This window comes from Thalassobellus citreus (assembly GCF_044385915.1).
In the GTDB taxonomy this organism is placed as follows: domain Bacteria; phylum Bacteroidota; class Bacteroidia; order Flavobacteriales; family Flavobacteriaceae; genus Thalassobellus; species Thalassobellus citreus.
Map to the genome: position 1 here is coordinate 173,706 of NZ_JBISCC010000122.1, position 15,212 is coordinate 188,917.

Below are 15,212 nucleotides of genomic sequence, written 5' to 3' on the forward strand. Positions count from 1 at the left end.
TATTAAAATGAATACCGAACTTTAATTATAAGAATACTTGTAATTCTTTTTGTGAAGTGTTTTATAATCTAGAAGAAAATAAACCTTCGTTAGCAAACTGGACCAGCTCTAACTTCGGGTATTTTATGTAACGTATTATCTATTGTAATCGTAATATTTCTACGAATTTTATAGGCTACTTTTACAATACTATCTTTTTCTGCAATGTTTACAACATTAGCAGTTAAATACACATTAGGATTAAAAAATCGATCAATTTCAGATTTTGGCTCTAAAACATACTTTCCATTTAAACCTGAATCTAAATGATTGTCTTTATTAATTTCGTAGACATCAAGATCATAACTAGATAAATCGTCGTTTGAAGGTAATTTTAAAGGGTTTCCTTTTTGATTAAAATGAGCGTAATCAAGTACTACATTTTTCTCTTTAGAAAAGGTTTCTTTTATACTAGCAACATCTGTATTACTATAATACCTTATTCTTAAGCTACCTTCTTCAATTTCGTTTACTTGTATATTTTCAACGCCTAAATCTTGCAATTGTTTTTTTACAATTGCAATGGTTTTTTGAGCTTGATTAGTAGTTGTATCAACATTTGCAAACTGCAATACAATTTCCTGATTGGGTACAGAAACTTGTTGATGACAAACAGCACCTAAAACGGTAAGAATAATAACTAGAGTACTTATGTACCACCTTTTCTTCATGTGTCAAATATAAAAAAATAAAGACTGTATTTCTACAGTCTTTATATAAATATCTATTTTGAGGTATTAGATTCCTGTTTTTACAGGAATAACGGCTTCAAAAACACATCGAAATGAACACCGATGCAATAATTTCTACTATAATTCTAATAAACCATTCGTTTTTCTAACACCTTCTGCACTCGCTTGCATGTGTGCTTTTTCAGCATCAGTTAATTCAATATCAACAATACTTTCTATACCGTTTTTACCTAAAATTACAGGTACACCAATACAAATATCATTTAAACCGTATTCTCCTTCTAATAACGTAGAACATGGGAATAATTTCTTTTGATCACAAGCAATAGCTTGCACTAAACCGCTTACAGCAGCTCCTGGTGCATACCAAGCAGATGTTCCTAATAATTTAGTAAGTGTTGCTCCTCCTACTTTCGTATCGGCTGCTACTTGCTCTAAACGTTCTTCTGATAAAAACTCAGAAACTTTTATACTATTTCTTGTTGCTTGAGATGTTAATGGCACCATACCAACATCACTATGTCCGCCAATAACCATACCATCTATATCACTAATTGGAGCCTCTAAAGCTTCTGCTAATCTGTATTTAAAACGTGCAGAATCTAAAGCACCACCCATACCAATAATTCTATTTTTAGGTAAACCTGTAGATTTATGAACTAAATACGTCATAGTATCCATTGGGTTACTTACTACAATTATAATAGTATTAGGAGAATGTTCTATCAAACTTGCAGATACAGTTTTTACAATACCAGCATTAATTCCTATTAACTCTTCACGAGTCATACCAGGTTTACGTGGAATTCCAGAAGTAATTACACAAATATCACTTCCTGCAGTTTTACTATAATCATTAGTAATACCAGTAATTTTTGTATCAAATCCATTTAAAGATGCACATTGCATTAAATCCATTGCTTTTCCTTCAGCATATCCTTCTTTAATGTCTAATAATGCCACTTCAGAAGCGAAATTTTTAATAGCAATGTACTCTGCACAACTTGCACCTACTGCTCCTGCTCCTACAACTGTTACTTTCATAATTTTAATTTTAAGTTTATTTTTATTAGTATATGTAATTTGAATCAAAAATATCTATATAAACTGAAATATTAATTGTACAAATTTCATAATATATATAATTGAATTTTATGACTTTAGTCATGCAAAATTACGAATTTAAATACTCTAAATAAAAAAAGTGCAAGATTAAATCTTACACTTTTTTAATAACTAACTAAACTAAAACTAACTAAAACTAAACAATTATTTATTCTATATTTTTTATCTAAAACTAAATGCTATACCAGCCGAAATTGTATTATATTCTTGAAGCGTATAATCTCCAAAAATCTTAAAAAACCCAAGACTTAATCTTGCTCCAATTGTAGCTCTAAAACCACTAGTATTAAAATCTAAATTTAAAGGATCTGATACGCTTACTACAGCTTGCTGACCATTAAACGCTCCACCATCAATAGTATACCTTAAATCATATTCTCCTAGCATTTTTAATGTTGACTTTCCGCCACTATAGCCTACTCCTCCATAAACATTTATAATGGGGAAGTTTAATGAAGCTATAGCTTGAGCTGTAAAAGCATTCAATTTAAATTCTGCTAATTGATTTTGACCTGGAATTTCTGAACCATCCATAGCATAATCTACATTCATAGACGTATATGCCGCTAATACAGAAACATGTAAAGGCAATTTATCTAACGGACCAAATAAACTTGTTATTTCTTTTTTAAGTCCTAAACCTAATAGTTTTCCTTTTACATCATCATCTCCAACTTCGGGAACCAAACGTACCATGACATCAAATTTATATGGTAAACCAACACTTAATTGTACTGCTGGAGTTGGCACCGCACTTAAAGGCAAATCTTCACTAATACCAGAAGGCATTTCAAAAGAAGCACTTACCGTTTGAGTTGTTCCGTTAAAATCTATATCTGTTGAAACATTCATTTGAGCACCATCACCTTCACCTAAAACAGTAGGACTTGTAGTAGAACTCGAACTTATACTTGTTAAACCTAAATTAGCAAAAGTTATAAGCTCATCTTTTTGAGGTACTACAGACGCATTAAGCCCTATAGAAATATCGAAACCTAATTTTTTATGAACTTTTGCTGTATGATACCATCCACTGTTCATTCCATAAATTAACCCTTTCATTGCAGGACTAATATAACCTTCTGTTAATTTATTAGCATCATCTTGAGCTGCTAGCAAAATACTTTCTAACTCCTGTGCTTTAGATATCTGTGTTGCTATAAAAAGCAACATAAATAGGGTAATCTTTTTCATTTTTTTCAATTTGATTGAAACAAATATAATAAAAAAACTACACTAAACAACACTTAATCGTAAAAAAGTGTATTTTAACGATGTGTTTTAACAAAAAAATAACCCTGACGCAATAAACATCAGGGTTATCATATGTAATTAAAAACTTATTATTTACGCATCGATATTAGCATAAATAGCATTTTTCTCAATAAATTCTCTACGAGGTGGTACTTCATCACCCATTAACATAGAGAAAATTCTATCGGCTTCAGTCCCATTATCAATTTGAACTAAACGCATGGTTCTAAATTCAGGATTCATTGTTGTATCCCAAAGTTGTTCTGCATTCATTTCTCCAAGACCTTTATAACGTTGAATTTTAGATCCATCTCCAAATTCTGAAACAATCTGATCACGCTCAGCATCGGACCAAGCATATTGTTTTTTAGCACCACGCTTCACTAAATATAATGGCGGTGTTGCAATATAAATATGTCCGTTTTCAATAAGCTCCTTCATATATCTAAAGAAGAATGTTAAAATAAGAGTTGCAATGTGACTACCATCAATATCGGCATCACACATAATAACCACTTTATGATAACGTAATTTTGAAAGGTTAAGCGCTTTACTATCTTCTTCGGTACCAATAGTAACACCTAAAGCTGTAAAAATATTTTTAATCTCTTCGTTTTCAAAAACCTTATGAGTCATTGCTTTTTCAACATTCAATATTTTTCCACGAAGTGGAAGAATAGCTTGAAAAGCTCTATCTCTACCTTGTTTTGCAGTTCCACCCGCCGAATCTCCCTCTACAAGGAATACTTCACATTTTGCAGGATCTTGTTCTGAACAATCAGATAGTTTACCAGGTAAACCTCCAATACTCATAACCGTTTTACGCTGCACCATATCACGCGCTTTTTGTGCTGCATGACGCGCTTGCGCTGCTAGAATTACTTTTTGCACAATGGTTTTAGCATCATCTGGGTGCTCTTCTAAATAATCAGTTAACATTTCTGAAACGGCTTGACTTACCGATGCAGAAACCTCTCTGTTACCTAACTTTGTTTTAGTTTGCCCTTCAAATTGTGGTTCTTGAACTTTTACCGATACAATAGCCGTTAAACCTTCACGGAAGTCATCACCTGCAATATCAAATTTTAATTTATCTAATAACCCAGATTCATCAGCATACTTTTTAAGCGTATGTGTTAAACCACGACGAAAACCAGAAAGATGCGTACCACCTTCATGCGTATTAATATTGTTTACATACGAATGTAAATTCTCTGCATACGATGTATTATAAATCATAGCAACTTCAACAGGCACACCATTTTTTTCACCTTCAAACGCAATAACATCTTTCATTAAAGGCTCACGAGTTGCATCTAAATACTTTATAAATTCTTTAAGACCTTCATCTGAATGAAATGTTTCACCTTCAAATTCACCATCTTCTTTTTTAGATCTTTTATCAATTAAATGAACCGTAATTCCTTTATTTAAAAATGCTAGTTCGCGTAAACGACTTGCAAGTGTATCATAACTATACTCTAAAGTTTGAGTAAAAATGGTAGGATCTGGTTTAAAAGTAACTGTTGTACCTCTTTTATCAGTTTCTCCTATTTTCTTAACCGGATAGATTGCTTTTCCACGTTCGTATTCTTGCTCCCAAACCTCTCCTTTTCTATATACCGTCGCTTTTAAACTTTCTGATAAAGCATTTACACAACTAACACCAACACCGTGAAGTCCTCCAGAAACCTTATAAGAATCTTTATCAAACTTACCACCTGCCCCAATTTTAGTCATTACAACCTCAAGCGCAGAAACACCTTCTTTTTTGTGTAAATCTACAGGAATACCACGACCATCATCTTCTGTCGTAATTGAGTTATCCTCATTAATGGTAACAGTAATATTATTACAATGCCCCGCTAAAGCTTCATCAATAGAGTTATCTACAACCTCGTATACTAAATGGTGTAACCCACGCACACCAACATCTCCAATATACATTGAAGGACGCATACGCACATGCTCCATACCTTCTAAAGCCTGAATACTATCTGCTGAATAATTATGCTCGTTAAAAGCTTCTTTTTCTTCGCTCATATTATATATCTATAATTTAAAGTTTAGTTTCATTACATAAAAAAAATGACACATTTGCATCATTTTCGTTACTAACAAATATACAGCTTTTTAAATCGTTTTAAAAGTATTTTATCGATTCTACCCAATAATTATCAACATTTGTTAATTACTCAAAACCATCTTAAATCGTCTAAAAAGCACCTTATTTTAGATTTCACCATTTTATTTACCCTTACAGAATTAGTAAAAACTAAAAAAGAGCTAAAACGCGATGTTTTAAGTTTCATTTTTCTTTACAAAGTCTCCAAATAACGACTTGAAGAACATAAAATCATCCTTTTTTTTCAAAAAAATTATAGTCACCTTTAAAACCCGACAAACAAACCTCACAAACACCCTTTCACATTTTCAACTTATACCATTTTTCCATATAAATTTATAACAAAATTCCGCTAATTCTAAATATTTTAAAACAGCTTATAACAAGAACTGTCTAATATTAAGTTTAAAAGCTTTAATACTTAAACTCAGTGAAAACTTTTGTAATTTTACCTCCTAAAATTTCCACTATAAAAATTAAGATTTAAAGTATGAGTAAAATTATGACAGTCGACATTTTGTCGAGTATTAAAGGAGCAGAACCCTCTGAGGCTGTGAACAAATTATTTGAAGTAATTAAAAACGCTAATTCAACAAATAACACCTTTAATAATGTTAATAATAATTACGTGTCTTTAAATGATTTAAGAGATGATGTTGTAATTGAAAGTTCTGAAACCGAAAAACAAATCATCAAGGAAAACTTCCCAAAAGAGAAAGATGGTTATTTAGTAGTAGCTAAAGTTATTGAAGAGTAAAATTATGGAATCTCAAATAAAACAAATACACCAACAATTGGTGTCTAAACAGGTGCGTTGTACAGATTTTGTACAACAAAAATTAGATTTACTAAAAAGCAATACTCACAATACTGTTAATGCTCTATTAGATACTTTAGCATTGAATTTAGCCGCCAAGGTAGACGCTAAAATTGCTAAGGGAGAAACCATAGGTTTACTAGAAGGCATTCCGTTTGGAATTAAAGATGTGTATATGCTTCAAGGCACGTATACAACGGCAAGTTCTAATTTATTAAAAAACTACAAATCGGCATACACAGCAACAGCTATACAAAAGCTTTTAGATGCTGGCGCTATTCCTATTGTAAAAGAAAACTGCGATAGTTTTGGTCATGGTTCTTCTAGCGAAAACACCATATTCGGCGCTGTTAAAAATGCTATAAATACAGATTTAGTTTCAGGTGGCTCAAGTGGAGGATCTGCAGTTAACGTGGCTAAAGATTACACAGTGTTTTCTATTGGTGGCGACACAGGAGGCTCGGTACGTCAACCTGCTGGCTACAATAACATATATGGTTTAAAACCTAGTTACGGACGTATTTCTCGTTACGGACTAATGGCTTATGCATCGTCCACAGACTGCGTAGGACCTTTAGCAAAATCTATTGAAGATATTCGAATTGTGTTGAATGTAATGAGTGGAAAAGATATTAAAGATCAAACTACTTACGCTTCCGCGGAAATAAACGAAGATTCAATTTTAAATTCCGATAGCATTAAAACGGTTGGTTACTTCAAAAATTTTATTGAAAGTGATGCGATTGATGCACAAGTAAAAGCTGATTTTTTAGCAACTATTGAAAAAATAAAAGCAAAAGGTATTGCGGTAAAAGCTTTAGATTTCTTTGAATCTGAAACTTTAGTTTCTACTTATTACACTTTAGCAATGGCAGAAACAGCCTCTAACCTATCTCGTTTAGACGGCACCAACTACGGCAACAGAATTGAAGCCGAAAATTTAAAAGAAACCTATTCGGTAACACGTTCTGAGAATTTTTCAGAAGAAACAAAACGCAGAATTGTTGGTGGCAACCAGGTATTATCTCAAGGGTTTTCAGATGAAATCTATTTAAAAGGCTTAGCGATTCGCGATCAAATTTCAGAAAATTTTAATAACGATTTTAATGAAGTTGATATCATCCTATCGCCAGTTACACCAAGCACACCTCCAAAAATAGGAGATAGCTTAAAAGACCCACACGCCATGTATTTATCTGATGCGTATACAGTAGGTTTTAGCTTAGGACAATTACCAACGCTAACCATACCGCAAGGTACTGCAACAGGATTACAAATTACGGCAGCAAAAAATAATGATGAACTTGTTTTGAAGTTTGCTAACTTCTTAAAAGATACAATATAATGGAATTAGAGCAAATAAACGAGGCTTTAAAAGCCCACGATTTAGAATTGGTAATTGGACTAGAAACACACGTTCGATTAAACACCAAAACCAAGTTATTTTGTTCTTGTCCTAATCAAGAAATAGATACACCAAACCAAAATATTTGTTCAGTATGTACAGGACAAATGGGGGTTTTACCAGCCATAAATAAAGAAGCTATCACCAAGGCTATTTATTTTGGTAAAGCTGTAAAATCAACGTTTGAAAACGAAGTCATTTCTTGGGACAGAAAGCATTACGAATACCCAGACAACCCTAAAAATATACAAATTACGCAGTTTCATAATCCTGTGATTCCAGACGGACAAGTGTCTTGTTACCGTAATGATGGCTCACAGTTTACCGTGAATTTAACACAAGTTCATATTGAAGAAGATGCTGCTAAATTGATGCACGAAAAGAAAACATCGTTAGTCGATTTTAATAAAGCAGGAGTTCCGCTTATTGAAATTGTTACCGAACCTTGTATTCGTCATATTGAAGACGCTTCAACATACGCACAATACATACAACGTATTGTTCAAAATTTAAAAATAAGTGAAGCTAACCTAGAAAAAGGTGAGTTTAAATCGGACGTTTCAGTATCGCTTCGTAAAAAAAGAAGTTACGATTTAAATCCACGTACCGAAATAAAAAACCTAAACTCCTTTAAGTTTATGGTTGACGCCCTAAAAGAAGAAGTTGAAAAACAACTCAACTACTTTTTAGAGCATAAAGAATTTAGACCAGATCAAACAACAGTTTTATGGGATGCCGAATTGAAGCAAACCAAAACCATGCGTAAAAAAGAGTTTGAAGCAGATTATCGCTTTATATCTGAACCCGATTTACCGTTTGTTTCTATTAAAGACGTAATTGAATCTATTGATGTTGATTTAAGCACACTTCCTTATGCCGTAGAATCCATTTTAATAAAAGGTGGTGTTTTACCACAAGATGCTAAGTTTTTTACAGCCGATTCTTTACGTTCTGAAACTTTTGTAGCTATTAACAATGTTATAAAAGACCCATCTTTTGTTGCTAAAACTTTAGTAAACAATATTGGCGCCGATGAATATGCAGATATACACAGAATCGAACATCTTATTGAAATCTTCCAACTTTTTAAAGACGAAAAAATAACGTCTGTTCTCGTTCAAAACGCTATTACAAGATATTTAAAAGACAGAGATTTTAACTACAACAAATACTTTGAAGACAATACCATTTCTGAATCTGATATAAAAAATGCTATTCAAAAAGTAATATTAGAAAATGAAGCCGTTGCCAACGATATAAAAGGAGGTAACCAAGGTAAAGCAGGAATCTTAGTTGGAAAAGTGATTGCTATTATTGGAAAAGGAGCTTCAGGAAAAGTAATTCGTCAAGGTATTTTGAATGTACTTTCTACTAATATTGAAAGCCAGAAGACGGAAGAAAGAGGTAAAGAAACTGCAACAAACAATAACCAACAAGAAACAACTCAAGCCGAAGAAGTACTTCCTGAGATTCCTTTAATTATTAAAGACGAATATAGAACACATAAAATATCCGATTTATCGGAAAGTTCCATTTCAGAAACTGTTACACTTGCCGGTTGGGTGTCTAGTGTTCGAGATCATGGCGAACTTATGTTTATTGATTTACGCGATTCTAGCAACGAAATTTTCCAAGTCCGTTTAAGTAGAGAATCGTTTGCTAATCTAGACGATCTTGTAAAGCTAAAACCAGAATCGGTAATTACAGTTACAGGAACGGTTGTTCAGCGTAAAGAAGATGATTATAACGCGTCACTTCGTGCAGGAACTATAGAATTAGAAACATCTCATTTAGATATTTTAAACCTATCTAAAACTTTGCCTTTCGAAATAAAGAGAGCCACAAAATCAAATGAATCTGTTCGTTTTCAATATAAATATTTAGATCACAGAAATGACGATGTTCGTAGAGCCATCATTAACCGTCATAAAGTCATTAAATTGATGCGTGATATTTTAGACGAACAAGAATTTATTGAAGTAGAAACACCAATACTAACAGCTGGTACCGATGAAGGTGCTAGAGAATTTATTGTACCTACTAGAAAAAAGGCAGGTTCTTTCTATACATTACCACAAGCCCCTCAACAATTCAAACAAATTTTGATGGTGTCTGGTTATGAGAAATATTTCCAAATAGCACGTTGTTTTAGAGACGAGGATTCTCGTGGCGATCGTCAACCAGAATTCACACAATTAGATATTGAAATGGCATACGCAAGTATGCAACAAATTATAGATTTGAATACGACTATGTTTAACAACATCGTATCAAAAATATATGGTAAAAAATGGATTTTACGTCCGTTTGAAGTTATCACTTATAAAGATGCCGTGGATAAATATGGTTGCGACAGACCAGATTTACGTTTCGGATTACAGATGGAAGATATTACTGATATTGTAAAAGAAACAACCTTCCAAGTATTTAGTAAACCTATTGATGATGGTGGTATTGTAAAATGCATCAAAGTATCGAAAGAAGAACAAGGCAAAAAACGTTTATCTAAAGGACAAATAGAAAAACTAACGGCAACTGCACAACAAAACGGCTTAGGTGGTTTAGCTTATATTATTGTTAACGAAAATGATTTACAATCGCCAATAATTAAATTCTTAGGCGAAGATATTGCTGCTGGCATTATTAAAACTACCAATGCTCAAGTTGGTGACATTGTATTCTTTTCTGCTTCCGATTATGAAACTGCCAATAAAGCTTTAGACGCTGTGCGTCAAGAATTAGGAGCGATGTTAAAATTAATCAATCCTAAAGAATTAAGACCTGCATGGGTAGTTGATTTTCCTATGTTTGAAAAAACAGATGAAGGCCGTTGGACATTTACGCACAACCCTTTCTCTATGCCAGCAACCTATGATATTGACAAGCATATGAATGGTAAGGAAGATGAAATAGGAACCATCATTGCACAACAATACGATTTAATACTAAATGGCTACGAAATTGGCGGAGGATCTGTCCGTGCTCATAAGCCAGAAATATTAGAAGCAACCTATAAAAATATGGGTTACAATAAAGACGAAATGCTTAAAAGTGTTGGCACGATGTACGAAGCATTCCATTATGGCGCACCACCACACGGCGGTATTGCCTGGGGTGTTGACAGATTGATGATGATTTTAGAGAAAAAAGCTTCTATTAGAGAGGTTATGGCGTTTCCTAAAACAGGAACCAGTGAAGATTTATTATTTGGATCGCCATCTCCGTTATCTGATAAAAAAGTTGAAGAAATGAATGTTAGAGTTATTAAAAAGTAGATCGTTTTTTTTATAACTCTATTACTATTTTATTAAGTATAATAATTTCAAAAACAAAAATCCCGATAGAAAACTATCGGAATTTTTTGTAAAAAGACAATCACATTTAATAAAAGGTACTAAATATCGAGTTGTACCTCATTGCTCAACGCACTCTTAACCAAAAAACAGAAATTAATAAAAAAATAACATCAAGCTATCAATAACTCAACAGCGAACATCTTATAAAACAAATAGCAAAACGTATAAATAGGTCATTAAAATAGGAATAATTTTTAAGTAAATGATTAAAACTTTACAATTAATTTTTTGAGTTTTTTTGTTTTTGACTAAACCTTTTGTAGTTTCACAAATTAAAAGGGTAAGCCAAATCTAAAAAAATCATGAAATCAATTTTCAAAATAATTGTATTAATTTTAATCATTTCTATTTCAAATTCATGTTCTTCAAATGATGGTGAGTCTACTGATGAAAACACACCAAACAGATATTATAAAAAATCCTTATTATTTCAAAACGACCAACAAACAGGAGAAACGGAAGTCTTTTATAACGATAACAAACAAGTTACGTCAATAGTTAAAACTTATTTTGAATCTAATACGATAACATTCAACGTTTCTTACTCTAAAAATATTATTTCTTCAATAAATGAAGTTAATACTCATTATTCAGGAAATGTCGTTTCTAGTAGCACTTTAAATGTAACCTATAAGGAAAATATTATTATTTTAAAATACAAGGACATCAATACAATGTTTGAAATTTATCATTCTAATGGTTATGTTGACAGGTTGAACGCATTTGATACATCAACTGGCACAAATTCACTTATACAAGAAAATGTTTTCACTAGAAATTCAAATGAAAACCTTATATCTTATTTATCGTCAAATGGTAGATTGATTGAATATTCAAATTTTGATTCTGGTAAAATGGAAAATCCGTCAAACGAAGTATTAATGCTTTCATACGGACACTTCTATAGAATATTTAATCTAAAAACATCAAAAAACAACCCACAAACTTCAATATTCACTTTCCTTAACCCACCATCATCAGGCACTATAAATAATCTATTTGAGTATGATGATTTAAACTACGTAATAAAAACTTCCTATTCTGACGTATCAAACACAATTCCAGAATATACTTTACATGAGTATATTGAGTTTTAATTTTAGAACAATTAAACTTTAAGTCTAAAAAAAATCATTCTAAAATGGAAATAAATACAAACCTTAGAAACAGAATTTGATTAATAAAAAAGTGAATAAAACAAAAATTAGTCCTAAAAAAATGACACACTTACAGCCTTTCAATTTCGCTCATGACAAACTTTAAGACTAACTTTAATTCAGGATAAAGATACTCCCAAATAAATATTAAGATTAAAATGTAAACTTTAACATTCCTAACCGACTTTTATAAAAACTTTAAGACAGTTTCAGTTTATCTTTAAAAAAATCTAAAAACATTATGAAAAAATCAACTTTTTTAACAACCATGGCTTTGGCATTTGTAATGCTATTATCTGTTAATGTAAATGCTCAAGACTTTGCAAAACTAGATAAAAGTCCCATGGACGCTGCGGCATTACCAGCTAGCTATAAAGAAGCTAACAAACTTATTAAAATAGTTTATAGCAGACCTCAACTTAAAGGACGTGAATTAAGCAAACTTGCTCCTAACGGAAAAGTATGGAGAACAGGCGCAAACGAAGCCGCTGAGTTAACACTTTATACTGACATGAAACTAGGAAATACTACGATTAAAGCTGGCACTTATACATTTTATGTAATTCCAGGTGATAAAGAATGGACAGCTATTATTAGTAAAGACCTAAACGTTTGGGGATCTTATTTCTATAACGAAGCAAATGATCTAGCGCGTTTAACGGTCCCTGTAACCTCAGGAGAATCTGTTGAAGCTTTTTCTATTGCTTTTGATGAAGCTGATGGAAATATAAATATGCATTTAGGATGGGGAACGACAAGAGTTGCTGTGCCTTTTACAAAATAAACTAGCTATTAGTAAAATTAAAAAAGTTCCGATAGTACATTTACGTATCGGAACTTTTTTGTTATATTTTAGTAGTAATTAAATACTGAAACTTAAGGAATATTCAAATACTTATGTGTTTGTAAAGACACTTTCCATTTTGGGTTTGCCATGACATAATCTACAATTTCTGGCACTACTTTATCGCGTTTGCTCCATTCGGGTTGTAAGTATAAAATACAATCTTTATTAACCTTGGCTGCTTGTTCTTCCGCGAAGCGAAAATCGTCTTTATTATAAACAATCACTTTTAACTCATGGGCATTCTTATAAACTTCTTTAGTAGGAAGCTTCATTTTTTTAGGCGATAAACAAATCCAATCCCAAATACCAGTTAACTTATAAGCTCCCGATGTTTCAATATGCACTTGCAACCCTTCTGCTTTTAACTGCGTTGTTAAAGGTGTCATATCCCAAGTTAAAGGTTCACCTCCTGTAATCACAATAGTATCACTGTACTTTTTTGCGTTTTCTACAATTTTTGTAATAGCTGTAGGCGGATGTAAATCGGCATTCCAACTTTCTTTAACATCGCACCAATGGCAACCAACATCGCAACCTCCAACACGTATAAAATAAGCTGCTGTTCCTTTATGAAAGCCTTCGCCTTGAATGGTATAAAACTCTTCCATTAAAGGTAGCATCTCGCCTTTATCTACTAACTCTTGTATCTCTTTTTTCATCGTTTGCAAAGATACATATAACTTAAATTACTTTAGTAATTTTAAGTTTCAATTCTAAAAAACACTTTTGGTTATTATATATGATATAAGAATTAAAAAGTCTATTTTTTTCTTGTTCGTTTTTCCTGTATTTTTACGCAAATTTATTTGGCATGAGTAACAAGGACACTTTTTTAAAACACATAACAGAAGGCAATACTACAAAGGGCGATTTTATTCCCGTTGGAGCTGCTATGTTAGATGGCGAAACCATAACAGGGGCTCATGTAAAAATTCCGCTAAAAACTCTAAACCGTCATGGTTTAATTGCTGGAGCTACAGGAACAGGAAAAACAAAATCGTTACAGGTTTTAGCCGAAAATTTAAGCGACAAAGGTGTTCCTGTATTACTAATGGATATTAAAGGTGATTTAAGTGGATTAGCACAACCAAGTCCTGGACACGCTAAAATTGATGAACGTCATGAAAAAATAGGCCTTCCTTTTGAAGCTAAATCATTTCCAGTTGAAATTTTAACTTTATCGGAACAAGATGGTGTACGTTTAAGAGCTACCGTTAGTGAATTTGGACCAGTACTACTTTCAAGAATTTTAGATTTAAGTGAAACACAATCTGGCGTTGTTGCTGTTATTTTTCAGTATTGCGACGACAACAAAATGCCCGTTCTTGATTTAAAAGATTTTAAAAAGATTTTACAATATGCTACCCAAGAAGGTAAAGCAGAATTTACCGAAGCTTACGGAAGAATTTCTACCGCGTCAACAGGTGCTATTTTAAGAAAAATTGTAGAACTTGAACAACAAGGAGCTGATTTGTTTTTTGGAGAAACCTCGTTTGATGTTGATGATTTATTAAGAGTTAATGATGAAGGTCGTGGCTATATTAATATCATGAGACTAACTGACATTCAGGATAGACCCAAATTATTTTCAACATTTATGTTGAGCTTATTAGCTGAAATTTATTCAACATTTCCTGAACAAGGTGATAGCGACAGACCTGAGCTTATTATATTTATAGATGAAGCGCATTTAATTTTTAATGAAGCTTCAAAAGCATTACTAAGTCAAATTGAAAGTATTGTTAAACTAATACGTAGTAAAGGTGTTGGTTTATATTTTGTTACGCAAAATCCAACCGATGTTCCAGAAGGTGTATTAGGGCAACTAGGTTTAAAAATACAGCATGCTTTAAGAGCTTTTACTGCAAAAGATAGAAAAGCTATAAAATTAACAGCAGAAAATTATCCAGATTCTGAGTATTACGATACTACCGAAGTTTTAACATCGTTAGGTATTGGAGAAGCTTTGGTGTCTGCTTTAGATGAAAAAGGACGTCCTACACCATTAGCTGCAACCATGATGCGCGCACCTATGAGTAGAATGGATGTTTTAACAGAAACAGAGTTAAGTAATTTACTTTCAAAATCTAAACTTGTAAAAAAGTATAACAAAACGGTTGATAGAGAAAGTGCTTATGAAATGCTTAATGAAAAAATTAAATTAGCTGAAACCGAAGAAGCTAAAGAAAAAGCAAAACAAGAAAAAGAAGCTCTTAAAAAAGCCGAATCTAAGAAGCGTACACGTTCTACATCAAGAAGAAAAAGTACTGCTATGAATCCTATTGTTAAAGTACTTACCAGTGCTACATTTATACGTAGCGTTTTTAGTATTTTAACTAAAGTCATGAAAAAATAAGTCGGCAACACGACATTTAATTAACAAGATAAACAACCC

General features: G+C 32.4%; 10 protein-coding genes and 2 pseudogenes. 7 read left to right on the forward strand and 5 right to left on the reverse strand.

The window, feature by feature from the left end; translation table 11 throughout:
- Positions 1-89: 89 nt before the first annotated feature.
- The 4 genes from ACH5TX_RS08310 to gyrB form a co-directional block, all read right to left on the reverse strand.
- Positions 90-710 carry a hypothetical protein gene (locus ACH5TX_RS08310; protein ID WP_439339066.1) on the reverse strand — a complete coding sequence of 207 codons (621 nt, stop codon included), beginning with the start codon at positions 708-710 and terminating at the stop codon, positions 90-92.
- Positions 711-848: 138 nt separating this feature from the next.
- Positions 849-1,775, reverse strand: a complete 927-nt coding sequence (mdh, locus tag ACH5TX_RS08315; protein WP_439339067.1) for a malate dehydrogenase — start codon at positions 1,773-1,775, stop codon at positions 849-851.
- A 243-nt stretch (positions 1,776-2,018) separates the two neighbouring features.
- Positions 2,019-3,050 (reverse strand): DUF6588 family protein, encoded by a 1,032-nt coding sequence (locus ACH5TX_RS08320; protein ID WP_439339068.1) that lies wholly within the window; start codon positions 3,048-3,050, stop codon positions 2,019-2,021.
- Positions 3,051-3,203: 153 nt separating this feature from the next.
- On the reverse strand, positions 3,204-5,153 hold the full coding sequence (gyrB, locus tag ACH5TX_RS08325; protein ID WP_439339069.1) for a DNA topoisomerase (ATP-hydrolyzing) subunit B: 1,950 nt from the start codon (positions 5,151-5,153) through the stop codon (positions 3,204-3,206).
- A gap of 572 nt (positions 5,154-5,725) precedes the next feature.
- On the opposite strand from gyrB, the gene ACH5TX_RS08330 reads away from it, so the two are divergent.
- From ACH5TX_RS08330 to ACH5TX_RS08355, 6 genes and pseudogenes are all read left to right on the forward strand, one after another.
- A complete protein-coding gene (locus ACH5TX_RS08330; protein ID WP_439336961.1) occupies positions 5,726-5,992 on the forward strand; it encodes a hypothetical protein in 267 nt (88 codons plus the stop codon).
- Between the two features lie 4 nt (positions 5,993-5,996).
- A complete protein-coding gene (locus ACH5TX_RS08335; RefSeq protein WP_439339070.1) occupies positions 5,997-7,397 on the forward strand; it encodes an amidase family protein in 1,401 nt (466 codons plus the stop codon).
- Positions 7,397-8,825: pseudogene (gene gatB, locus ACH5TX_RS08340) on the forward strand (Asp-tRNA(Asn)/Glu-tRNA(Gln) amidotransferase subunit GatB); the annotation flags it as partial. The gene ACH5TX_RS08335 and the pseudogene gatB, both read left to right, overlap by 1 nt.
- A 182-nt stretch (positions 8,826-9,007) precedes the next feature.
- A pseudogene (gene aspS, locus ACH5TX_RS08345) lies at positions 9,008-10,732 on the forward strand (aspartate--tRNA ligase); the annotation flags it as partial.
- A 383-nt stretch (positions 10,733-11,115) separates the two neighbouring features.
- The gene (locus ACH5TX_RS08350; RefSeq protein ID WP_439339071.1) at positions 11,116-11,910 is read left to right on the forward strand and encodes a hypothetical protein; all 795 of its coding nucleotides are present in this window, start codon (positions 11,116-11,118) and stop codon (positions 11,908-11,910) included.
- Positions 11,911-12,211: 301 nt separating this feature from the next.
- The gene (locus ACH5TX_RS08355) at positions 12,212-12,754 is read left to right on the forward strand and encodes a DUF2911 domain-containing protein (RefSeq protein WP_439339072.1); all 543 of its coding nucleotides are present in this window, start codon (positions 12,212-12,214) and stop codon (positions 12,752-12,754) included.
- 92 nt (positions 12,755-12,846) lie between these two features.
- Here the strand turns inward: ACH5TX_RS08355 and ACH5TX_RS08360 are convergent, their stop codons facing one another.
- Positions 12,847-13,476, reverse strand: a complete 630-nt coding sequence (locus ACH5TX_RS08360; RefSeq protein ID WP_439339073.1) for a 7-carboxy-7-deazaguanine synthase QueE — start codon at positions 13,474-13,476, stop codon at positions 12,847-12,849.
- Positions 13,477-13,628: 152 nt separating this feature from the next.
- Between ACH5TX_RS08360 and ACH5TX_RS08365 the strand changes: the two genes are divergently transcribed.
- Positions 13,629-15,173, forward strand: coding sequence for a helicase HerA-like domain-containing protein (locus ACH5TX_RS08365; protein WP_439339074.1), 1,545 nt, complete (start codon positions 13,629-13,631; stop codon positions 15,171-15,173).
- Positions 15,174-15,212: the final 39 nt, after the last annotated feature.